At 66.7% G+C, this 22872-nt stretch carries 20 protein-coding genes; 11 read left to right on the top strand and 9 right to left on the bottom strand.

Going from position 1 to position 22872, the window contains the following annotated elements; translation table 11 throughout:
* Nucleotides 1-151 precede the first annotated feature (151 nt).
* Complete coding sequence (locus ACX3PH_RS08630) at nt 152-1504, bottom strand: M20/M25/M40 family metallo-hydrolase (RefSeq protein ID WP_459091478.1); 1353 nt, start codon at nt 1502-1504, stop codon at nt 152-154.
* 41 nt (nt 1505-1545) lie between these two features.
* Between ACX3PH_RS08630 and ACX3PH_RS08635 the strand changes: the two genes are divergently transcribed.
* The 3 genes from ACX3PH_RS08635 to ACX3PH_RS08645 all read left to right on the top strand — a co-directional run bounded on the left by ACX3PH_RS08635 (nt 1546) and on the right by ACX3PH_RS08645 (nt 5959).
* Nucleotides 1546-1881, top strand: a complete 336-nt coding sequence (locus ACX3PH_RS08635; protein WP_459091480.1) for a DUF6804 family protein — start codon at nt 1546-1548, stop codon at nt 1879-1881.
* Nucleotides 1882-1956: 75 nt separating this feature from the next.
* Nucleotides 1957-3486, top strand: coding sequence for an FAD-dependent oxidoreductase (locus ACX3PH_RS08640; RefSeq protein ID WP_459091482.1), 1530 nt, complete (start codon nt 1957-1959; stop codon nt 3484-3486).
* A gap of 292 nt (nt 3487-3778) precedes the next feature.
* Nucleotides 3779-5959, top strand: coding sequence for a DEAD/DEAH box helicase (locus tag ACX3PH_RS08645; protein ID WP_459091484.1), 2181 nt, complete (start codon nt 3779-3781; stop codon nt 5957-5959).
* Nucleotides 5960-6208: 249 nt separating this feature from the next.
* Here ACX3PH_RS08645 and ACX3PH_RS08650 read toward each other — a convergent pair whose 3' ends face one another.
* A complete protein-coding gene (locus ACX3PH_RS08650) occupies nt 6209-7687 on the bottom strand; it encodes an MFS transporter (RefSeq protein ID WP_459091486.1) in 1479 nt (492 codons plus the stop codon).
* A gap of 81 nt (nt 7688-7768) precedes the next feature.
* On the bottom strand, nt 7769-9289 hold the full coding sequence (locus ACX3PH_RS08655; RefSeq protein ID WP_459091488.1) for a DUF2510 domain-containing protein: 1521 nt from the start codon (nt 9287-9289) through the stop codon (nt 7769-7771).
* A gap of 483 nt (nt 9290-9772) precedes the next feature.
* Between ACX3PH_RS08655 and ACX3PH_RS08660 the strand changes: the two genes are divergently transcribed.
* On the top strand, nt 9773-11275 hold the full coding sequence (locus tag ACX3PH_RS08660; protein ID WP_459091490.1) for an aspartate ammonia-lyase: 1503 nt from the start codon (nt 9773-9775) through the stop codon (nt 11273-11275).
* Between the two features lie 35 nt (nt 11276-11310).
* Here the strand turns inward: ACX3PH_RS08660 and ACX3PH_RS08665 are convergent, their stop codons facing one another.
* Nucleotides 11311-11823, bottom strand: a complete 513-nt coding sequence (locus ACX3PH_RS08665) for a DUF6328 family protein (RefSeq protein WP_459091492.1) — start codon at nt 11821-11823, stop codon at nt 11311-11313.
* 31 nt (nt 11824-11854) lie between these two features.
* Here ACX3PH_RS08665 and ACX3PH_RS08670 point away from each other — a divergent pair, with 31 nt between their 5' ends.
* The 3 genes from ACX3PH_RS08670 to ACX3PH_RS08680 all read left to right on the top strand — a co-directional run bounded on the left by ACX3PH_RS08670 (nt 11855) and on the right by ACX3PH_RS08680 (nt 15920).
* The gene (locus ACX3PH_RS08670) at nt 11855-12769 is read left to right on the top strand and encodes a ribokinase (protein WP_459091494.1); all 915 of its coding nucleotides are present in this window, start codon (nt 11855-11857) and stop codon (nt 12767-12769) included.
* Nucleotides 12766-13578, top strand: coding sequence for a hypothetical protein (locus ACX3PH_RS08675; protein ID WP_459091496.1), 813 nt, complete (start codon nt 12766-12768; stop codon nt 13576-13578). The genes ACX3PH_RS08670 and ACX3PH_RS08675 overlap by 4 nt, the downstream gene beginning before the upstream one ends.
* Before the next feature lie 113 nt (nt 13579-13691).
* Nucleotides 13692-15920 carry a HelD family protein gene (locus ACX3PH_RS08680; RefSeq protein WP_459091498.1) on the top strand — a complete coding sequence of 743 codons (2229 nt, stop codon included), beginning with the start codon at nt 13692-13694 and terminating at the stop codon, nt 15918-15920.
* 11 nt (nt 15921-15931) lie between these two features.
* Here ACX3PH_RS08680 and ACX3PH_RS08685 read toward each other — a convergent pair whose 3' ends face one another.
* Entirely contained in the window at nt 15932-16981 is a 1050-nt protein-coding gene (locus ACX3PH_RS08685; RefSeq protein ID WP_459091500.1) for a hypothetical protein, read from the bottom strand.
* Between the two features lie 51 nt (nt 16982-17032).
* On the opposite strand from ACX3PH_RS08685, the gene ACX3PH_RS08690 reads away from it, so the two are divergent.
* From ACX3PH_RS08690 to ACX3PH_RS08700, 3 genes are all read left to right on the top strand, one after another.
* The gene (locus tag ACX3PH_RS08690) at nt 17033-18208 is read left to right on the top strand and encodes an acyl-CoA dehydrogenase family protein (protein WP_459091502.1); all 1176 of its coding nucleotides are present in this window, start codon (nt 17033-17035) and stop codon (nt 18206-18208) included.
* A 1-nt stretch (nt 18209) separates the two neighbouring features.
* A complete protein-coding gene (locus tag ACX3PH_RS08695; RefSeq protein ID WP_459091504.1) occupies nt 18210-18854 on the top strand; it encodes an alpha/beta hydrolase in 645 nt (214 codons plus the stop codon).
* Between the two features lie 208 nt (nt 18855-19062).
* Entirely contained in the window at nt 19063-19944 is an 882-nt protein-coding gene (locus tag ACX3PH_RS08700) for a hypothetical protein (protein WP_459091506.1), read from the top strand.
* 30 nt (nt 19945-19974) lie between these two features.
* On the opposite strand, the gene ACX3PH_RS08705 is transcribed toward ACX3PH_RS08700, so the two are convergent.
* The 4 genes from ACX3PH_RS08705 to ACX3PH_RS08720 are packed head-to-tail and all read right to left on the bottom strand — an operon-like array spanning nt 19975 to nt 22302.
* Nucleotides 19975-20733, bottom strand: coding sequence for an SDR family NAD(P)-dependent oxidoreductase (locus ACX3PH_RS08705; protein WP_459091508.1), 759 nt, complete (start codon nt 20731-20733; stop codon nt 19975-19977).
* 9 nt (nt 20734-20742) lie between these two features.
* Nucleotides 20743-21048 carry a protealysin inhibitor emfourin gene (locus tag ACX3PH_RS08710; RefSeq protein WP_459091511.1) on the bottom strand — a complete coding sequence of 102 codons (306 nt, stop codon included), beginning with the start codon at nt 21046-21048 and terminating at the stop codon, nt 20743-20745.
* On the bottom strand, nt 21048-22076 hold the full coding sequence (locus ACX3PH_RS08715) for a M4 family metallopeptidase (RefSeq protein WP_459091513.1): 1029 nt from the start codon (nt 22074-22076) through the stop codon (nt 21048-21050). The genes ACX3PH_RS08710 and ACX3PH_RS08715 overlap by 1 nt, the downstream gene beginning before the upstream one ends.
* A 49-nt stretch (nt 22077-22125) precedes the next feature.
* Nucleotides 22126-22302: a hypothetical protein gene (locus ACX3PH_RS08720; RefSeq protein ID WP_459091515.1), complete on the bottom strand. Its 177-nt coding sequence runs from the start codon at nt 22300-22302 to the stop codon at nt 22126-22128.
* 272 nt (nt 22303-22574) lie between these two features.
* Here ACX3PH_RS08720 and rpsO point away from each other — a divergent pair, with 272 nt between their 5' ends.
* Nucleotides 22575-22844: a 30S ribosomal protein S15 gene (gene rpsO / locus ACX3PH_RS08725; RefSeq protein ID WP_459091517.1), complete on the top strand. Its 270-nt coding sequence runs from the start codon at nt 22575-22577 to the stop codon at nt 22842-22844.
* Nucleotides 22845-22872: the final 28 nt, after the last annotated feature.

Genomic DNA, 22872 nt, shown 5'->3' on the forward strand with positions numbered 1-22872 from the left:
GGCACCCCGCCAGCCGATCACCCACCCGGCACGTCGAACGACTAAAACAGAAACAACGAAAACGCGACAGCAAACGCGAAAAATCATAGTTCTGCGGGTCGAGTGCGGGCGAGCGAAGCGAGAACGTGTATCGAGACCACCGAGCGAGAACTCAGAGCCCGCCGATCAGCCTCCGGTAGAACTCGATCCCACGCAGGAACGTCGACACGGTGATGCGCTCGTTCATCGCGTGCAGCGTGCCCCGCTCGTCTTTCGACATCTCGAACGGGCTGAAGCGGTAGACGTGTTCGCTGATGCGGGTGAAGTGCCTGCTGTCACTGGCACCGAGCATGACGTACGGCGTCACGATCGTGCCGGGGTAGGTAGCCTCCACCGCGCCCCGCAATCGCTCCCACGCCGGGCCGGTGGTGGGGGAGACCGGTGAAGGCTCCGACGGCTGATGGGTTTCGAGGCGCACAGCCGGGTCTGCCACCGCGCGGCGAACATGCTCGACGGCATCCGCCACCGACGACCCGACGGCAACGCGGATGTTCACGGTCGCCACCGCGCGCTCGGCCAGCGCGTTCGACGCCTGGCTTCCGGAGAGCTGGGTGACTGCCTGCGTGGTGCGCACGATCGCGCTGGTCTCATCGCCGAGGCGCCGGAACAGCCAGAGCAGCAGCCCGCGGGTCAGCCACAGCCGGGTGAACGCGAACCGCAAGGGTTGGCGAGCGTGCGCACCCAGCGTCCGGATCATCTCCAGGTTGGTGGCGGAAAACCCCGCCCGGAACGGCTTGCGGTTCAAGGCGACGATCGCCTTCGCCAGCCGAGCTGTCGCCGTCATTTTCGGCGGGGTGGACGCGTGCCCACCGTTCTGGTCGACCGTCATGGTCAGGGTCAGAATGCCCTTCTCTGCCACACCGATGACCGCGATCGGGTCATCGACACCGGGGAAGATACCCTCCACGACGGCCCCGCCCTCGTCCAGGACGAAAGCGGGAACGACCCCGCGCGCATCCAGCAGGTCAACGATCTCCTGGGCGCCGTCTCCCGCCGTCTCCTCGTTGTGCCCGAAACTCAGGTACACGTCGTGCTCCGGTGTGAAGCCTTCGCCGAGCAGCGCCTCGACGGCCTCGAGCGTCACCACCAGCGACCCCTTGTCGTCCAGCGTTCCGCGTCCCCAGATCACCGGCGTGCCGGCGTCGTCGTTCGTCAACTCACCGGAGAACGGCGGATGCGTCCAGCCGTCGGCGGTGGCCGGCACCACGTCGTAGTGGGCCATCAACACGGACGGACTGCCGGCGGTGCGTCCGGGCCACCGATAGAGCAGCGAGTATCCGCCAACCAGTTCCCGCTCCAGGCTTTCGTGGACGAGCGGGTACAACGTCGGCAACGTCTCGATGAAGCGGCTGAACTGGGTCCAATCGGTGGTGGTCTCATCGAGTTGGGACACCGTGGGAATGCGCACGAGTTCCTGAAGGTGGGCGATCACCCGGGAGTCGGCTGCGGTTTGGTTCGCGGTCACATGCCGACTCTAGGGGACACCATCTGCCATAGCCTTGTGGCATGCCTACCGCCACGACGCCGAACTTCACCCGACCGGCCCTGGCGCCAGGCATCCTCGCCGCCCTGGTGCTGTTCGCCGGTCTCGCGCTCCTGGAGTCGGACGCCTACCTCTTCATCCGGTTCGGTGTCTGCATCCTGTCAGTGATCGTCGCCGTCTACGCGTGGCAGTCTGGCGCCTGGTGGTGGCTCATCGGGTTAGGGCCGATCGCCGTCATCTGGAACCCCGCCTGGGTGATCGAGCTGAACGGGCAGGGCTGGGTCGCCATCCAGTTCGTCGCGGCACTCGTGCTCATCGCATCCGGCGTGTTCATCAAGGTTCCCCGCAAAGACAGCTGACGCTCCGCAGCAGTTGACGTCAAAGAACGCTGAGAGCGGATGCTCGACACACCGCCGCGCACTACCGTGTGCAGCATGACAAGCACAACTGAATCGTCGACGATGACGTCGCTGTGGCTCGACCCGACCCAAACCACGCCGGGCTACCAGCGCCCTAAGGCGCTCGGCAACCCGTTCGAGGCGGGTCGACGCTTCGATGTGGTGGTGGCGGGCGCCGGCCTGACCGGCCTCACCACTGCACTCCTGTTCGCACGCTCGGGTCTCTCGGTTGCCGTGATCGAGGCACGGGAGGTTGGCGCGGTCACCACCGGCAACACAACAGCGAAGGTCAGCCTGCTGCACGGAACCCGCCTGAGCTCCATCCTGCGCCACCAGAGCCTTCGCGTCGGCCGTGCCTACGTAGAGGCCAATCGCGAGGGCATGGAGTGGCTGCTCCGCTATTGCGACGACCACGGAATTCCGACGCAGCGCCGCGACGCGTACAGCTACGCGGGAACCCCGGATGGCGCTCGAGTGGTCGAACGCGAGTTGCGAGCGGCACGTCGCCTCGGACTCGACGCGACCATGGCCGCCGCAGATGAGCTGCCCTACCGGACCTACGGCGCCGTGCGCCTGGCGGACCAGGCGCAGATCAATCCGATGGATGTGCTTGCCGAGTTGGCGAACGACGTGCAAGCCCGCGGCGGCGTGATCCACGAACACACCAGGTTGACTCGCGCCAGAGCGGGCGACCCCACCGTGGTCGGCACCAGCCGGGGTGACCTGCTTGCCGGCAAGCTCATCCTGGCGACCGGCATTCCGGTGCTGGACCGCGGGCTCTATTTCGCGAAGGTCGTCCCTCAGCGTTCTTACGCGCTCGCCTTCACTGTGCCGGGACCGGTTCCCGCCGGCATGTACGTCTCGGTGGACTCCCCGGGCCGGTCACTGCGCGCCGTGCCGGTGGAAAGCGGGCAACACTTGATTGTCGGAGGCAACGGCCACATTGTCGGGCGGTCACCGTCGCCGAAGGCGGCGGTGAGCGACCTGCACCGCTGGACCCTCCAGAACTTTCCCGGGGCCGAGCGCACGCACTCCTGGTCCGCCCAGGATTACGAGCCGGTCGGGCGCATCCCATACGTCGGCTGGCTGCCCCGCGGCCGTGGACGCATCTTCCTCGCCACCGGCTACGACAAGTGGGGCATGGCCAACGCGGTGGCGGCAGCCCTGACGCTTTCGGCGGACATCCTGGGTGGGCACCTGCCGTGGGCGCGCACCCTCCACCATCGAGTCACCAGCGCTGCGGATGTCGGATCCTTCCTGGGGGCGAACGCCTCGGTCGCCGTTCACTTCGCCCGCGGCTACTGGAAGGCCTGGACCTGTGACCTTCTTCCCGTGCTGCCTGAGGCGACCGGTGCCGTCACCCACGACGGAATTCGCCCGGTCGGCACCTGCCGGGTCGATGGTGCAGTGCATCGGGTGTCGGCCGTCTGCCCGCACCTGGGCGGCGTGCTCTCCTGGAACGACGCTGAGCTCAGCTGGGACTGCCCGCTCCACGGCTCGCGGTTCACCGCGACCGGTGCCCGGCTGGAGGGCCCAGCGTTGCGCGACCTGAAGCGCCTGGGCTAGAGCGCGGCAACTCGCCTGGTGACCACGCCGACGCGTTCAAGCAATTACGGCGCGGATGCTCTAAACTGGGTGGGCGCTGACGATTCCGATCACCGTCTCGACCGTATTGCACAGGCTGTATTCACTCTCAAACGATTACACAGTCTGGGTTCACGCGCTGCTTGAGTCTGGAATCGCCGCCCATCGGCAGGCCGCTGATCTTGTTGTGCAGTGTCAGGCCGATCGAGCGCATCCACTGGATGCGGCGCTGTCATTGCCAGGGGGCAGTGACACCACTTGATTCAGGAGGATCATGGCCCGCTCCGGCCAATCACACGGCAACGCCGCGTCAGGCAAGACGACCCAGCGTCGTTCAAGCTCACGCAAGGCGCCGCATCGTCGTTCCCGTCCGGGAGACGACGTGGGACTCATCCCGGTGCTCGCGCGCGCAGTTCGCGAGATCGAGGGTGCCGCCGAGCGCGGCAAGGTCGGGCCGTCCAACCGCACCAAGTTCCAGGTCATCGCGCTGCTCATGCGCGAGGAGCGCGCGCACGCCAAAAACGACAGCTCCCTCACCGACGCGGAGCGGGTGGAGACCCTCAAGCGCCTCGACGGTGTTGCCACGATCCTCGCCAAGACGGCAGCGCGGGACACATCCCTGATCGCCCTCCTCGCGGAGGACGCCACCATCTCCGACGCCGCACGAAAGCTCCGTCGTGACATGTTGATGGCCTCGGGTGCCGAACTCAGCCCCGACGAGCTGATCATCGCATCCGAGGCCCCTGAACCTACGGTGGCCGCCGAGAAGCAGGTCGTCCCGCAATCGGTGATCTCCCGCCAGCTGAGCAACCCGTTCCTGGCGCCCGACTTCAGCCAGCCGGTCAAGCAGAAGCCGGTGGCCAGGCGCCTGGCCAACTGGGAGCTGCTCGAGCCGCTGTTCCGGGCCTTCGAGTACGGCTCAGGCGGCAACGTCGCCAGCATGGGCCTTCCGGAGCCTGCGCCGGCCGACCGTGCCGTGCCGGACGACCTCACGTTGTTCAACCATCAGGCGGCGTTCGTGGCCAGCGCCCGGGAGGGCCACCGCACCTACCTGCTGGCGGATGAGCCAGGACTCGGCAAGACCGCCCAGGCGCTGCTCGCCGCCTCGGTAACGGGCTCCTACCCCCTGCTGGTGGTCGTGCCCAACGTGGTCAAGATGAACTGGGCCCGCGAGGTGCAGCTGTGGACGCCCAATAAGACCGCGACGGTCATCCACGGCTCCGGTGAGGACCTTGACGCCTATGCCGACGTCGTCATCGTCAACTACGACGTACTCGATCGACACGTCGGCTGGTTGAAGACCCTCGGGTTCAAGGGCATGGTGGTCGATGAGGCCCACTTCATCAAGAACCGCGAGTCCCAGCGCTCCAAGCATGTGCTGTCGCTGGCCGACAGCATCCGCAAGTCGCACCGGAATGCGCTCATGATCGCGTTGACCGGAACCCCGTTGATCAACACGATCGAGGACTTCAGGGCCATCTGGCAGTTCCTCGGCTGGATCGACGGCGAGAAGCCGACCGCCGCGCTGATGGAAGCACTGGAAGAGAACGGGCTGACCCCAGCCGACTTCGGTTTCTTCGCCGAAGCACGCCAGACGGTCATCGATATGGGAATCGTCCGGCGCAAGAAGCTGGACGTTGCCGCCAACCTGCCGGCCAAGCGCATCGCCGACCTGCCGGTGGAGCTCGACGACGACCTGGGGCGCAGCATCCGCCAGGCCGAGTTCGAACTGGGGCAGCGCCTGCTCGCCAGGTACAACGCTCTCGTCAAGTCGTCGCCGAACCTCAGCCGTGAAGCCGGGGACAGCGACCGGCACCCGGAACTCATGCGAATGGTGGCGCGGGCGGAACTCGACGAGTCGAAGGCTGCCAAGACGGGGGAGAACGTCTTCACCATGGTCCGCAAGATCGGACAGGCCAAGGCTGTGCTCGCCGCGGACTACACCGCGCAGCTCGCCCGCTCGGTCGGCAAGGTGGTCTTCTTCGCCAAGCACATCGACGTGATGGACACGGCAGAAGAGGTCCTGGCCAAACGAGGGCTCAAGACCGTGTCGATCCGGGGCGACCAGACCGCGAAGTTCCGCCAGACCCAGGTCGACGCCTTCAACAACGACCCGGAAGTCTCCGTCGTGGTGGCGTCGCTCACCGCAGCAGGGGTCGGCCTGAACCTGCAGGCGGCATCCAACGTCGTCCTGGCCGAACTGAGCTGGACGTCGGCCGAGCAGACCCAGGCCATCGACCGGGTCCACCGCATCGGTCAGGCCGAGCCGGTGACCGCGTGGCGGATTATCGCCTCCCAGACCATCGACGCGAAGATCGCCGAGCTCATCGACAGCAAGGCGGGCCTCGCGGCACGCGCACTCGACGGTTCGGACGAGGACGTGGTCGACGCGTCGAACGTGCAGCTGGATGCACTGGTCAGCCTGCTGGAGCAGGCGATGGACGCCGCAGAATAGGGCGGAATCGAGCCTCCGCAGTGTCCCCTATATAGCTGACCCGCGTTTTGGGGGCAGAACCTCTGGGGCGCACGGGGCTACTGTGACTATCACGCAACACGGGGGCAGCTGGGTGGCGGTGGCTAGGCGAGAGTCGGTCGCGGAGTACGGGGGTATATCCGCAGATCGGCGATCACCGCTTTCGGCCCCGCCACCCAGGCCCGTTTAACGGGCCATTCCTGCCCGGTGGCGTCAGCGCCGGATCCGGTATCAGGGTTCAGGCCTGCGCTGGACGGGGATACTCGCCGTGTCCTCGTAGCGGATCTCCCGTCGCGGGATGAACGCGGCGATCAGCGACCCGACCAGCGAGACGCCAGCTGCGAGCAGGAAGGTCAGGCGGAACGCCTCGTGCGTCGGCACCGAGATGCCGCCGACCACCTGTACCTGGGTGGACAGGATGATTCCGACGATCGTCGCGGCCGCCGTCGACCCGAGCGTGCGCATGACCGAGTTGAGCCCGTTCGCCGCGGCCGTCTCCGTGGGCGGTACGGAGTGCATGATCAGGGTCGGCATGGCGGCGTACGCGAATCCCGTTCCGAAGCCGACCATGGTGGACAGCAGGATCACGTGCCACAGCTCCGTCATCAGCCATGAGCCCACGAGAAAGCTCACCGTCAGGATGATGCCGCCCAGCACCAGGCTCGTGCGCGGCCCCCGCGCGGCCGACAGCCGGGCGGCGGTGCCCGAGATGAAGAACATGACCAGCCCGCTCGGCATCAGGCACAGGCTGGCGACCAGCAGGCTCTGGCCGAGCCCCACACCGGTCGACGCCGGGGCTTCGAGCAGGATCGGCAGGGAGGCCGCCGTGACGAAGAAGGCGAACCCGACCGAGATGGAGGCCAGGTTGGTCAGCAGCACCGGCCGGCGGGCGGCCACCCGCAGGTCGACCAGCGCATCTGTTGTCTGCAGCTCGTAGAACGTCCACGCGATGAACACCACGACTCCGCCGCCGAGCAGAGCGAGGGTCACGGGGCTCAGCCAGCCCCACTCGTTGCCCTTCGCGATAGCGAGCAGGATGGCGACGAGTCCGATGCCGAAGCCCACCGCCCCCACGAAGTCGAACCTCCCACCCGTGCGCAGCGTACTCACCGGGATGATGGCCAGCACCAGGGCGAACGCCCCCAGACTGAGAAGCGTTGCCAGCCAGAACAGGTAGTGGTAGTCGAAGTTCTCGGCGATGACGGCGGCGATCGGCAGGCCGACGGCACCTCCAACCCCGAGGGTGGCGCTGACCAGCGCGATTGCGGCACCCAGCCGCTTGGGGTGAAGGATGTCACGCAGCACGCTGATGCCGAGAGCGATCACTCCCAGCCCGACTCCCTGAAGTGACCTCCCGATCACCATCGGGATGAGCGTGTTGGAGAGCGCCGCGATGATCGACCCGGCGGTCATGATGAGGAGCAGGGTCAGGATCAGGCGACGCTTGCCGAACATGTCGCCGAGGCGGCCGGCGATGGGGGTCGCGATTGCGGCTGCCAACAGCGTCGAGGTGAGCACCCACGACGCATCCGCTGGAGTGGTGTCCAGGAAGGCGGGCAGGTGCGGGTAGATCGGGGTGACAAGCGTCTGCATGAACGCGGCGATGAGGCCGGTACTGGCCAGGGTGGCCACCTTGGCGCGATCACTGGGGAGCCGGGTCAGCCTTCGGCGTTCCCGATCGCTCAGCCACGCACCGGTTTCGCCATCCACCGTCCCTACTGTAGCCGTGACGTGAAGAAGGCCACCCCAGCGGGATGGCCTTCTTCACGTTGCTCAGTAGCGCGGTTCTGGTCAGCCTTCGACAGCTTCACCCTCAACAGCGTCGCCCTCGAGTGAATCGGTCGGCGCGTCTTCGGTGGCATCCGGGCTGGCGCCCGCCGGGGTGGCGTTCTCCCACACCATTCCGTACACGCGCCAGTCGATCCAGCCGTTGGCACGCTGCAGTCGCACGACAATGCCGACTTCTTCGCCGGTCGAGGCGAGGACGCCCGTGCAGTTGAACGTTCCGCCGATCTGGACCGGCGGCGTGGCCGGGCAATCGACTGCGAGTTCGCGTCCCGCGATGGCGGAGTCCGCCTCGATGGATTCCTCGACCTCGGCGCTGAAGACGGCGGGCATGGCTGAGATGAGGATGCCGGGTACCGCGATGATGGATGCGACCTGCAGCAGGCTGAGCGAGGCCCAGACCAACAGCGGGGTCAATCCCTTGCCGTGCTCGCGGCTGGCCGCGATGGCACGAGCCACCAGGTAGGCGGGGGAGGTCAGGATCGACCAGGCCCAGTGCGCCGGCCGCTGGTGTCCCATGCGCATCAGCTGTCGCTGGTCCGCGAGGGCCAGCGGGATGCCTGCAATGTACGGGCCGACGCCGATGGCAACCAGGAAGGGAAGCGCCATGGCCACGTCGACAGCGGAGACGACGAGCAGGATGCCCACCAGCTGAATGAGCGGGATCATCGCGATGATCCAGACGAACGGCGTGTACGCGAGCGGCGCGTGAACGCCGAGACGCTGCTGTCCGTATCCGAACTGGGCGGATGCGTCGTGCTCGTTTCCGAATCTGGCCGAGTGCGGCGCGAACTGGGCGGCAGGCTGCTGCTGCCCGTAGCCCGCTGAGGCGGCCTGGTCGGCGTAGAGCGACTGGTCGAATGCGGGCTCGGTGAAGGCGTCGGCACCGAACTGTGGCTGCTCGGGGTAGCTGCCATGGGTTCTGGTGTCGCGGGGTGCGGAAGGCTCGTTCAGGAACTCGGCGAACGGGTCGACCTCGGGCTCGGGCGCACGATACTGCTGTTGCTGTTGCTGTTGCTGTTGCTGGTACTGCTGTTGCTGTTGCTGGTACTGCTGTTGCTGGCGCTGCTGCTCCTGCTGCTGTTCGCGCCGGTACTGCTCCTGGCGGTACTGCTCCTGACGCTGCTCTTCGTGGAGCTGTTCTGCAGTGGGGCCGGCCGGCACGGACGTGTCGGCGATGTTCGGCGCCGGCTGGCTCAGCTCGATGTTCTGCGGCTTTGGCGGCTCGAGCTGGCGCAGGGTGGTGGCCAGGTCCGCCGGGTTGCCGCTCTGCTGGCGGTTGCCGTCCTGCTGGCGCTGCTCGCGCTGGGACCGGCGCGACGGAAGGTCGTCGTCGGCGTAGGCGAGCTTGGGCTCGTCCTGCATGATCAGGGGGGTGCGTGCCGCGGACGTGAACTCGGTCCAGGCGTAGTTGTCCCACCAGCGAAGCTGCGGCAGCCCCATCGGGTCCGGGTACCAACCTGCGGGCACCGTCACAATGTCGTCGTCTAGCAAGGCTTTGACCTCTCGTCCCGGCGACTCATCCATATTGGCGAGCCGCTCACAATCCATCCCCACGTGGAATGCCGCTGTGCAGCACATTCACTCCCGTAAGAAAAAACGAGAGGAATACAACTGCAACTATCGAATAGTAACGGCTGGCCGGTAGTTTTCGGCAGGAATATCTGCCCCCGGTCCGGGTGACGCCCCCGCACAGGGGGCGTCGGCTGGAGGGCTGCTTCCGGACGGTCTTCGAGGTCTGGCTGACGGGAGGGCAGCCCGAGCACCAAGCAGCGTCGACGTGGCGGGGGACAACCGATCGCGGCACCCAGACCGCGGACCGCCTCCGGCGCGATCGCAACAGAAACACCGTCTGGCGTTGAATTACCGCGGAATTGCGTGGCTATACGCAGTTTTCTGGCGTCCGACTGAGGGCTCTCGGTGAATCTCCTGCGGTTGGTGACGCATCCGGGGTTGGTAGGCTGGAGGGGTCATTTACCCACCACCAAGCAGGCGACGGAGCCAATCAACGTGAACACAACAGAGCCCTATTCGGAATCGGAACCGGTCAAGGGTGTCCCTACAACTGGGGGAGGTCCGACGAGGGTCGAACGCGACTCCCTGGGATCGATGGAGGTTCCCCGCGACGCCCTCTGGGGCATCCACACGGCACGGGCGCTGAAGAACTTTCCGGTCACCCGTCGGCCGATCTCTGTCTACACGGACCTGATCGTGGCCCTCGCCCAGGTCAAGCAGGCTGCCGCCCGCGCGAACAAGGAGCTCGGCGTTCTCGATGCGGCGAAGGCCGACGTCATCGACCAGGTGTGCGATGAGCTCATCGCAGGCAAGCACCACGACCAGTTCCTGGTCGGCGTGATCCAGGGCGGTGCAGGCACCTCGACCAATATGAACGTGAACGAGGTGATCGCCAACCGTGCACTCGAGCTGCTCGGCAAGGAGCACGGCGAGTACGAGCACATGCACCCGATCGACGACATCAACCGGAGCCAGAGCACCAACGATGTCTACCCGACATCGATCAAGCTGGCGATGATCCTCAGCATCCAGCGACTGCTGAAGGAACACGCCCTCCTCGCCGGATCGTTCGCAGCGAAGGGCAACGAGTTCGCGGGAATCCTCAAGGTCGGCCGTACCCAGATGCAGGATGCCGTCCCGATGACCCTGGGGCAGGAGTTCACCGGTTTCTCGCACACCCTCACCGAGGACTACGACCGCCTGACCGAGGTCATGCCGCTACTCAGTGAGATCAACATGGGTGCAACGGCGATCGGCACCGGTATCACCACCGACCACCGGTACGCGGAGGCGGTCTGCCGCCACCTTGCGGAGGTGAGCGGCGTGAAGACCGTCACCGCAATGGACCTCATCGAAGCCACCTCCGATGTTGGCGTGTTCATGACGGTGAGCGGCAACCTGAAGAGGGCGGCCGTCAAGCTCTCCAAGATCTGCAACGACCTGCGTCTCCTGAGTTCTGGTCCCCAGGCCGGGTTTGGCGAGATCAACCTCCCAGCCAAGCAGGCGGGGTCGTCGATCATGCCGGGCAAGGTCAACCCGGTCATTCCTGAGGTCGTCAACCAGGTCGCCTTCAGCATTATCGGAGCCGACGCGACCGTGACGGCCGCTGCGGAGGCTGGACAGCTGCAGCTGAACGCCTTCGAGCCGGTCATCGCCCACAGCATCCTCCAGTCGCTGGCCTGGCTCACCAATGGTTGCTACACGCTGCGGGTGAACTGCATCGACGGCATCACGCCGAACGAGAAGCGTCTGGCTGCCCAGGTGGAGTCATCCGTCGGCGTCGTGACCGCTCTCACCCCGTACATCGGCTACACGGCCTCAGCCACGCTGGCGCACACCGCACTCACCACGAACGCGTCGATCGCGGAACTCGTTGTAGAGAACGGCCTGATGACGGAGGAAGAGGTCAAGCGGGTGCTGCGGCCGGAGCGTCTCAGCGGACTGGTTCCGGTGACCGGTGTCATCGATGTCATCGAGGATGCCACTCCACAGCCGTAGCCGACCCTCAGTAGACGGCCAGCAGTAGATGTCACCTAGCTCTCGACCCCGGTGTTGCGCTGTTCGCGACGCAGGCGGCGCACCATCGGGACGACGAGCCACAGCACGAGGACGATGAGGAGGGTCACCGCGCCGACGATGATCCCGGCGGCCCTGCCGACGACGACATCGAAGATCAGCGCGGCTGTACCACTGAGCACCAGGGCGATGCCGAAGAGCGTCAACTGCAGGCTGCTGTTGGCGATCTTCACGATCTCGTCCTTGGCCCGTTTCCGGAAGAGCTGCCGATGCAGGCTCACCGGGGCCAGGCCGAGCGCGGTCGTCATGATCGCGCCCGCGACCAGCGCAAGGTAGAGCGTGACCTGAACGCCGTCCAACTCGGTGAAACGGTTCTGGAAGGCGACAGTCAGCAGGAACCCGGTGAGGATCTGCGTTCCGGTCTGGGTGACCCGGAGTTCCTGCAGGATCTCGTTCCAGTTGCGATCCAGCCGCTCGCTCTCGGTCTCTTCGCGCTCATAGGCCTTGCCGTGCTGACTGGTTCGGGTCATGCCGAGATGGTACGCCGGTATCCTCGTTGACATGAGCTCCGAGCATCCTGCACGCGTCGTGATCGTCGGCAGCGCCAATATGGACGTCGTCTTCACGCTCGAGCGGATGCCGGCCCCCGGCGAGACCCTCCTGGCCGAGAGCGCCCAGCGCCACCCGGGCGGCAAGGGACTCAACCAGGCGGTCGCGGCGGCGCGCTCCGGAGCGCCCACCACTTTCATCGGAGCGCTCGGCACCGACACCTTCGGCGACTCTTTGGCGGATGCCATGGCAGCCTCGGGCGTGTCGAGTGGGCTTGTCCGCCGCACCGACCGGGACACCGGCCAGGCCTTCATCCTGGTCGATCGGGCCGCAGAGAACCTGATCGTCGTCGCATCCGGTGCCAACGCGACCATGACCGAACTCACCGGGCCGGAGCGGGACGCGATCACCTCCGCGCGGGTGCTCCTCATGCAGCTCGAATTGCCTGTCCCATTGGTGGTGCAGGCGGCATCCGCCGCGCAGGCGGCCGGCTGCGCCGTCATGCTGAACGCCGCACCGGCGGCCTCCCTCAGCGACGAGCTGATCGAGCTGCTCGACTACCTGATCGTCAACGAGCACGAAGCCTGCCTCATCGGCGGCAGCGACGACCTGGCAGTCGCATCATCGGCGCTTGCAGCGCAAGTGGACACCGTGATCGTCACGCTGGGCGCCCGTGGCGCGCAGCTTTTCCAGGCCGGTGCGCTGGTGGCAACCGTCACCCCACCGCCAGTCGACGCGGTGGACACGACCGGCGCCGGCGACACGTTTTGCGGCGCATTCGCCGCTGCGGTGGCCGAAGGCCGGGACCTTCCGGACGCCGTCCGTTTCGCGACCGCGGCCTCGGCTCTGTCCGTCGAACAGCTGGGTGCCGTATCGTCCATACCGCCCCGAGCGAAGATCGAGGCCATATTGGAGGAACGCTGGTGACGATGGCCTGGGAGATCGCATTGTGGCTGGTGGCGCTGTGGCTCGGCGGGCTGCTGTTCCAGATCGCCGACGTGGGAACAGCCTGGTTCGACCTGCGCAACGCGAGGACCAGCACCGGACAGCTGGCCAGGCGGCGTGCCCACGAACTGTTCTGGGTGGCACCCACCGCGGCGTTGCTGGCGTTGGCGCTCGCCCTCGGCATCGACCTGGCTGCCAGCCTCGTCTTCGACCGCGACGTGCTGGTGGTGGTGGGCATCCTGCTCGCGCTCGCCGTCGTCGTCCTCGTCGTGTCGGTCACCGTTGTCGCCACCGTTGCCCTGCTGACCAGGGACATCCAGTCGTACGCCCTGCTCAGGTTCGCAATCGGTGACGCCCAGGCGAGGAAACTCACCAAGGCCGATGTCGACGCCTGGCGCTCAGAGCTGCGGGTCATCGATGAGCGCGAGGCGGTGCGGCACGAGAAGATCGCCCGGCTCCTGCGCATCATTCCGATCGCGCTGGCGGTGTTGGCGCTCGCCGCGATCTGGGTGGCCATCATCACCGGCCTGGGTGACGCGGAGAACGCGTGGGGTGCGATGGTCATGGGATTCGCCGCCGTGCTCATTCCTGCTGCCAGCATCTTCCTCGCCATCCGGAGTGCCCGGATCTCACTGCGGGCGCGGGCGTCGTGGGCGCTGGTGAACGGCAAGCAGCGCGCCGAAGTGGTGAAGACCCTGGACGAGCTCGAGAGACGCACGAGCCGCGGGGTGGCCGGTCTCAGCGACCGGGTCAACCGCGCGTTGCAGATTCTTCGCGAACAGCAGCTCTGACCGGCATCCGCCACTGACTGAACCGGCCGTCACGGACGGTGACGCGCTGTCCGCGGCCACCGTTCGGCAAGCACAGCTAAGCTAGTGTGCTGGAATTTTTCGAGGGCGGTTTAGTGATCGACAACGATCTGGAGCACGAGCAAGGTTACGTGCGCAGGCTTTATGCGCGGCTGGGTCAGCTTCAAGGCGAAGCCCAACGGCAGCTGGAGGCGGTGCGGGCGCTCAACGTCGGCGGTCACCACCAGGCCAGGAGCGAGCGCGATACTTTTGCCCGCCTCTACGAGGACCGCATCGTCCAGTTGAGGGAGGTCACCGAACGCCTGGCATTCGGCCGGATCGAATTGAACGATGGTGACGAAGACGGCGCGACACACCACTACATCGGACGCATCGGCTTGCGCGACGAGGACCAGCGGCCGGTCCTGCTCGACTGGCGGGTGCCGCAGGCCAGCGCGTTCTACCAGGCGACCGCAGCGACGCCGCTCGGGATCCGCGCCAGGCGCCACCTGATCTCCCAGGGCAAGGATGTGGTGCGCATCGAAGACGAGATCTTCGACCCCAGCCTGCTCGACCGCGATGGCGTAGAACACCTGCAGGGTGAGTCAGCCCTGTTGGCGGCGCTGAGCGCTGAGCGCACCGGGCGGATGTCCGACATCGTGTCGACCATCCAGGCCGAACAGGACCGCATCATCCGCTCGGAACTGAAGGGCATCCTGGTGGTCCAGGGCGGGCCGGGCACCGGTAAGACGGCTGTCGCCCTGCATCGCGCCGCCTTCCTTCTCTATACGCATCGCGAACGGCTGCGGAACTCCGGGGTGCTCATCGTCGGCCCATCCCGTTCGTTCCTCAACTACATCGAAGCCGTGCTGCCCTCCCTCGGTGAGACCGGGGTGGTGCTGGCCAGCGTCGGCCAGCTGTTCCCGGAAGTGGATGCGACGGTGCAGGATGTCCCGCAGGTCTCATTGCTGAAGGGGCGCACCATGATGGCCGACCTGGTGTCGAGGGCGGTTCGCTCGCGGCAGCGGGTACCGGCGGGGCCGCAGTCGCTGGAGGTCAGCGGAGACACAGTGGTATTGCAGCCGCAAACGATCGAGCAGGCGATCGCGAAGGCGCGCAACTCTCACAAGCCGCACAACGAGGCGAGAGTCGCCTTCGTCAAGAGCGCTCTGAATCAGTTGACCAGGCAGTGGGCCGAGCAGTTGAAGGCGCAGGGCAACTCGATCGAGGAGAGCGACTATCCGATGCTCCGCGAAGACCTGCGCACCTCACACGATGTGCGGGTGGCGCTCAACACTGCGTGGTTGCCGCTGACCCCGCAGAAGCTGCTGCAGGACCTCTACGCACGGCCGCACTGGCTGGCCGAGCTGACCCCACGCTGGAGCGACGAGCAGCGCGCCCTGCTTCGACGCGATCGCAGCGCACCCTTCACCATCGACGACGTGCCGTTGCTCGATGAGGCGGCAGAGCACCTCGGTGAATACGACGTGGTGGATGCCGCCCACAAGCGCGAGGAGAAGTTGCAGCGGGGGCGCGACATCGAGAACGCCGAGGCCGCCATCGCCAACATGCAGGTCGGCGGGATGGTCAACGCGAAAGACCTCGCGGCCAACTTCGCGGAGTCCGGCGTCACCGCGACCACCTCGGAGCGGGCATCCGGTGACCGCAGCTGGACCTACGGCCACATCGTGGTCGATGAGGCGCAGGAGTTGTCGCCCATGCAGTGGCGAGTACTGTTGCGGCGGAGCCCGCTGCGGTCGTTCACGATCGTCGGCGACATTGCCCAGGCCGCCGCAGCATCCGCCGCCCCCAGCTGGGAGAAAGCGTTGCGCCCGCTGCTGGGCCGCTCACCCGAGGCCGACCGGTGGCGCCTGGAGGAACTGACCGTGAACTACCGCACCCCGAGCCAGATCGCGGATGCTGCGGAACGATGGGCGATCGAGCACGGGCTGCCCGTCACGCGATCCAGGTCGGTCCGCGAGAGCGAGTGGCCGATCATGCAGGCCGGTGACGTGGTGGAGGCGGTGCGTATCGATCGGAAGCTGGATGCCACTGGCACCCTGGCCGTGATCGCACCGGTCGCCGAGGCCGGGGCAACTTACGACCGGCTCCGCGAGGAGTATGGGGATCAGGTGGCGCTCGGCTCGGACAGCCTGATGACGCCCATCACGGTGCTCAGCCCGCAGGAGGCGAAGGGCCTGGAATTCGACTCCGTGGTCATTCAGGACCCGGCGGGGATCGTCGCCGAGAGCGAGCGTGGGGCCGGTGCCCTGTACGTGTCGATGACGAGGCCGACGCAGAGGCTCACGCTGGTCGGCGAGCTGCCTGAAGCTGAGCCGGTTTAGAGCAGGCCGGTCTACAGCCAGGCGCGGACGAAGCTGAACGCGATCCAGGCGAAGACGATGAGGAAGCCGACACTGGCAACGGTGGTGCTCTTCTTGAGCCTCTGGCCGAGGGGAGCGACCAGGTCGATTGTGCTGTCGCCGATTCTCTCGTCCGCGTAGCGGTCGGTCTGGCGCAGCGTCTTGGCGCCGACCGTGTCGATGATCCGGAACATCCGGTGCACCGGTCCTGCCTGATCGAGGGCGAACGGCTGCACCGAATAGATGAACATCCAGTCGTCGACGATCTCGACATCGAAGGCCGCGCTCTCATCGATCAGGAGGGCCATCAGGTCGGGCGTGAAGACGTACAGGGCGTCTCGCTCATACTCGCGCGGGCAGTACAGGGTGAAGTGCCTGTCGAAGTCTCCCTCCAGGGAGAGTTTCTGGTCGCGGCGGAAACTGGTGGGCAGTGTGCTCCCACCGAGGATGCTGTTGTTCCCTTTCGCGTCGAGCACCATGTGCGGAAGCTTCCGATCGAGACGTACCGCGAGGTACCCCCAGGTGTGGGTTGTCTTCTCCTTCCCTGACCCGGTCGTGTAGCGGTAGTTTCCGAGGTCGAATTGCGGCCGGGTGAGGGAGTGGTAGTTGTCCGACGTCTGCCGAGCGTCACCGAGGGAGAAGATGAGGCCGGGATAAGACGGGTTCCGGGTTCCGGTGGAATAGGCCAGCTGGTTCAGTGACGCGAATCGGGTGCGGCGGAGCAGGCTTTCCCAGCGCCCGGATGCCTGACGGAAGTACCGATACCCCGTGTAGCCCCCGATCGCCACCAGGACGACCGGGGCGATGAGGAATGGCAGGGAAACCGCGCCGGCGGAGCTGAACGAGGCGACGGCGACCGGAAGCGACGTGGCGAACACGCCGAAGATCACCACGGCTACGACGACACCGATCACCACGGTGAAGATGGTCGCGGCGGAGGTCGCGTGCGCCCACGGTTGGCCGGTGGCGCGCGACATCTGCTTGAACTGCGCGACCTCGTCGCGGCTCACCGGAGCGAACAGCGGTCGGTAGTCAACACTCACCCGCTCATTCTGTCGTAGAGGCTCGCCTGGCCGGCATGACATGCTGGAAGGGTGAATTCCTCCCTCACCGCAACGCCCGGCCAGTCGCTGCTGGGCGATGACCTCCTCGACCGCATCCATGCCAGGGCGTCCGGCTACGACCGGGACAACGAGTTCCCGACCGAGGACCTTCGGGCGTTGGCTGCTGCCGGCTACCTGGCGGCGCTGGTTCCCACCGAGCTCGGCGGCGCGGGCCTCAGCCTGCTCGAGGTCACCCGGGAGCAGGCGCGCCTGGCCGCCGCAGCACCGGCGACCGCGTTGGCGGTCAACATGCACCTCATCTGGACCGGTATCGCGAAGGCGCTGAGGGATCGCGGCGACAACAGCCTCGACTACGTGCTCACCGAGGCGGCGTCGGGGGAGATCTTCGGGTTCGGCATCAGTGAGCCGGGGAACGACCTGGTGCTGTTCGACAGTGCGACGGATGCCCGGCGGCAGCCGGACGGCGGCTACGCCTTCACCGGCACGAAGATCTTCACCAGCCTCTCGCCGGTCTGGACCCGGCTGGGGGTCTTCGGTCTCGACGCCGCGGATGCCGAGCATCCGCAACTCGTTCACGCCTTCCTCGACCGCGCGGCGCCCGGCGTCACCATCCTCGATGACTGGGACACTCTCGGCATGAGAGCCACCCAGAGCAACACCACGCGCCTCGACGGCGCGATCGCCTCTCCGGAGCGGGTGTTCGGGTTCCGCGACCCTGGACCCAGTGCCGACCCGCTGGTCTTCGCCATCTTCGCGAACTTCGAGATCCTCCTGTCCTCGGTGTACACCGGCATCGCCCAGCGCGCACTGCAGCTCGCGGTCGAGAACGCGTCGGGCAGGCGATCAAGGAAGACCGGGCTGACCGGGGCGCAGAACCCGGACACGCGCTGGAAGGTCGCCGATGCTGCGATCGCCCTCGACGGGTTCGTGCCCCAGTTGGAGACGATCGCCCGCGACGTCGACGACGTGGTCGACCACGGCACCCAGTGGTTCCGCAAGCTGACCGGGCTGAAACTGCGGGCGACCGAGAACGCGCGTTTCGTGGTCGACCAGGCGATTCGAGTCTCTGGCGGCTCCAGCTATTTCACCGCCAGCGAGCTCGGCCGGCTGTATCGGGATGTGCTGGCCGGAGGCTTCCACCCGAGCAACGAGGATTCCGTTCATCAAACCGTGGCGACAGCGTTGCTCGGACCCCTGGAGGCGTGACATGACTGAAACCGTGACCATCGATGACTCGCTCGTCGTCTGGTCTCTTCCCCGGGAAGAGCTGGCCGACCGACCGTTGGTGGTGCTCATGCACGGGCGCGGTTCACACGAACAGGACCTCGCCGGCCTCATCCCGCTCCTGCCGGGTGAGTACGCCTACGCCTCGCTGCGTGCGCCGCTGCGGTTCGACGGTGGCGGCCACACCTGGTTCGCGGCGGGTGCTCCGGGGGAGCCGCCGGTCGCCAGCGTCGACGCTGCCGCGATCGCCGTATTGGAATGGCTCGATCGGGTCGCGCCGACCGGACCGGTCGCTGCAGCCGGCTTCTCCCAGGGCGGCGCGATGGCCACCCACCTCATGCGGCACGACCCCGACCGGTTCGCCTGCTACGTCAACCTGGCCGGCTTCATCGTGCCCGGCGATGCACCGGCAGACTCGCGCTTGCCCGAGCTGTTGCCGCCGGTGTTCTGGGGGAGGGACCCGGCCGACCCGGTGATCCCGCAGTCCGCGATGGCCCGCGCCGAACAATGGTTACCGTCGCGGTCGCGATTGACCGCCCGTACCTACCCGGGTATCGGCCATTCCATCTCGGCCGAAGAAGTCGATGATGTCGCGCAGTTCCTCCGCGCCACGTTGAACGAGTCTTAAGAGACTCATCGCCCGGTGCGGCACTTGGTGCGGCTCTTCCGGGCGATGAGTTGATCTACCTCCAGCCTGCGCCTGTCGTCCGCGAAAATCAAGACCGTCTGCGGTTTCGTGCTGCCCCGTTGTGGGGATGTCCCCACCGGCCGGCGGAGCAATACGGTGGATGCGGTCGCGCCCCGCACTGTCGCGGCCCTTTCAAGGACCTTTGCCCATGACATTCGATGGATCCCGCGAGGACTCGCGCGCCCCGGTAGCCCTGCGGGCGCCCGCGCAGGTCGCCATCCGCGAGTTCCTGCACGTGCATCGCACGCTTCCACCCCGCGGCATCCGTTCCCGGCTGTTCGGGGAGAGCCCGATTTCGGCGTCGGGCGCGCACTGGTTCTGGGCTGCCGTCGGCGAGCTGGAGGTCGTGGCCGGGCTTCACCGGCTGGGGCCGGAGTGGTGCGTGCTGCACGGACTGCCAGGGCCGGCGCCGGCGCCGGCCGACGAGGCTGAGTCGTCAACAGCAGCCGGGCTCTCGTCCGGCGCTTCAACCGTCGACCACCTCATCATCGGACCAGCCGGGGTCTTCTCGGTTGCGATTCACGACCACACCAGGCAGAACGTCTGGGTCAGCCGTCGAGCCTTCGTCGTCGACGGCCATCGGGTGCAGCACATCCGCCAGGCGGAGGCAGTGGTCGGCCACGTCGAGCGGATGCTGGAGGCGGCTGCCGGCCGGGGCGTGCGGGCCAGCACCATCATCGCCGTCATCGACCCGGGATCGCTTGACGTGCGCAGCCTGCCGAAGGATGTGTTCGTCGTCGCCGCGGCATCCATCACCACCTGGCTGAAGACCAGGGAGTGTGAGCTGGACCCGGCGATGGTCGCCGAACTGGCCGGGTACGCACGACTCGAGAGCACGTGGCCGGACGTGCCAGTGGCTGCCGCCGTCGAGGTCAGCGAGCAGGAGCGGGCCGAGTTCGAGCAGGTTCGCCGTGACGTGACGATAGCGCGCATCATCCGCGCCGTCTGGGCGATCGGAGCCACCGTTGCGCTGACCGGCACGCTGGTCGCCATCGGCATCCTGCAATTGGTGACGAACGCGCCGCTCTAGCGACTGCCCGGTGCCGGCGACCGCCTCCTGCTATCGCCCGCGCAGGGCGCCCGCCGCCACCAACCGTGACGGGAGCACCCGGCTGAGCGCCACGATGACCTTGTAGCGGAAACTCGGCACCGTCACCGCCTTGCCCCTCGCTGCACCGCGGAGCGCGTCGGCGACCACGCGCTCGGGGGTGAGCCACAGGGCTCCCGGAATATTGTCGGTCCTGGCCTTCATCCGCTGATGGAACTCGGTGCGAACGAAACCGGGCGCGACCGCCGTCACCGTGACGCCGCTGCGGCGGTAGTGGATGTTCGCCCAGCGGCTGAAGCTGAGCACCCACGCCTTGGCCGCACCGTACGTGCCCCGGGGCGTGTAGCCGGCGACGCTCGCGACATTGATGATGGTGCCAGTACCGCGGGGAACCATCTGGCCGAGGGCCGCGTGGGCAAGCCGCATCGGCGCGCCGACGAGCAGGTCGAGGTGGCGGTTCTCATCCTGAATCGGGCTCTCGTGGAATGTGGTGACGAGACCGAAGCCGGCGTTGTTGACCAGCACGTCGACCGGCTGCACGGTGTCTGCCAGCCGGTTCGCGACTGCGGCGAGTCCTGCCGTCGTGACCAGGTCGGCCGGCAATAACTCGACCGGCACGCCGAACTCCTCGGTCAGCTGGGCAGCCGTTGCCTGCAGGCGATCGCGGTCACGTGCGACCAGGACCAGCGAACAGCGTTGTGCGGCGAGCTGCCTGGCGAATTCTGCGCCGAGACCGGCGGTTGCTCCGGTGATGAGGGCAATACGTGTCATGTCCCCACGTTATCCGGCCGGGGCGTCGCCCTTGTGCGAACCGGGGGCCTCCGCCGCACCGGCATCCTTCACCTTCTCGACTAGCTCGCGCCACGGGCCGTCGAGCCGACGCTCGGGAATCACCGTCTCCCGCCTGGCACACCGCACGCGGTAGACGTACCGGTCGGGCTCATCGGGCGCTGCCGTCTCCCGGTCCCAGGGCAGGCGGTCGATCAGCTCTCGCCACTGCTCCTCGTCCGGCTGCTCTTCCACGCGTACGCTCCACTGGCGACTGAGTCCGGCAAAGCCCCCGCTTCGGATGACGGTGATGCGCATCAGGCCACCCCGACCGTTTCCCAGGCGGATTCCACCGCTGAATGCTCGGCTGACCCGTCGCCGAAGCGTGCGACAGAGGCATCCTTCGTCGCCTGTGCGAATCGGCTGAAGTCCGCGTCCGCCGGAAGTGTTCCTGCGGTGATGGTGTCGTACCAGATGGTGCCGGCCCGTTCCCAGGCGAACCCGCCGAGTTCGGCGGCAACCAGGTAGAAGGCGTGATTCGGGATGCCCGAGTTCAGGTGAACTCCGCCGTTGTCGTCCAACGTTTCGATATAGCCGCTCATGTTGTCCGGCTGCGGGTCCTTGCCGAGCACGTCGTCGTCGTAGGCCGTCCCCGGTGCCTTGAGCGACCTGATCGCGCTGCCCTGCACCAGCTCGGTGAACAGGCCCTCCCCGATGAGCCAGCTCGCGGCATCCGCCATCTGCTTTTTCGCATACTGCTCGACGAGGGCGCCGAAGACATCGGACACCGACTCGTTGAGCGCCCCCGACTGCCCCTCGTAGATGAGGTTGGTGGTGTACTGCGTCACCCCGTGGGCGAGCTCGTGCCCGATGACGCTCAGGGATGATGTGAACCGGGTGAACACCTGCCCGTCGCCGTCACCGAACACCATGCGCTCGCCGTTCCAGAAGGCGTTGTCGTATCCGTCGCCGTAGTGCACCGTGCTGTCCAGCGGGTGGCCGCGGTCGTCGATGGAGGTGCGCTGGTACTGGGTGCTGAAAAGGTCGTAGGTGTGGCCGAGGCCGGCGTACGCCTCGTCGGCCGCAGGATCCCCGGTCGGTTCTTCGCCCTCCCGGCGAACGACCCGGCCGGGCAGCGTCTCAGCGTGGTCGGCGGTCGAGATGGTGCGCTGAAGCCCCGAACCTGTACCCGTCGGCGGCACGTTTGGAGCGATTCGGCGGATGCTGCGAAAGGGAATGTCGTGCAGTAACGCCCGGCGCGCTGCAGCTGCCGCCTCGGCGAGGTGGGGTTCCTTCGTCTCGGCGATCCGCAGCAGGAGGTATGGAGGAACGATGGTGCAAGCCATGCGTCGATCCTGTCACGCCGTGCGTCCCGGGTCGAGGGAGCGCGCGCGCCTAGATGTGCTGTTCGAAGGCGGGGTCCCACGTCACCAGCGCGGTGGCGAGCACGACCGAGGCGAGGGAGACGATGAGGGCGTGGCGGCCCCGCTGAACGAATTGCTCCACCGATCCCGGGGCGCGGTGGCGGGCGCGGGAGAATTTCCAGGTGGTGATCTCGCGGTGCCTGGCCATGGTGTCGCCTCTCAGATCCGACCGTTGCAGACTCTTCACAGAATGGTGCGCATGGTACTGGTGTTACTAGTGGTGAACTAAGGTTCAACCTCAGCTTGAGATAACCCGGTACGACACGCGGGAGTTGCCGAAGTTCGTGTCCAAGCGTCCAGCTCCAGCCCCCGCCCCGGTGGTGCTAAACTCTCAAGGTTGCCGTTTCAACGGCCGCGGATAAAGAGAGCTGGCGCATTCGGCGACCAGCACCGCGCAACGAGAGAAAAGGGGATCAATTTATGGCACTCGAACCAGATGTCAAGAAGGCGATCATCGAAGAGTACGCAACCCAGCCCGGTGACACCGGATCCCCCGAAGTGCAGGTCGCAATGCTGACCCAGCGCATCAAGGATCTCACCGAGCACCTCAAGGAGCACAAGCACGACCACCACTCACGTCGTGGCCTGCTTCTGCTGGTTGGCCAGCGCCGCCGTCTGCTCGGCTACCTGTCCGACGTGGACATCAACCGTTACCGCTCGCTCATCGAGCGTCTCGGACTGCGCCGCTAGCAAGAACTCTTGCCTTCTTAAGGACGGG

The sequence above is a fragment of the Homoserinimonas sp. A520 genome (genome assembly GCF_054489245.1).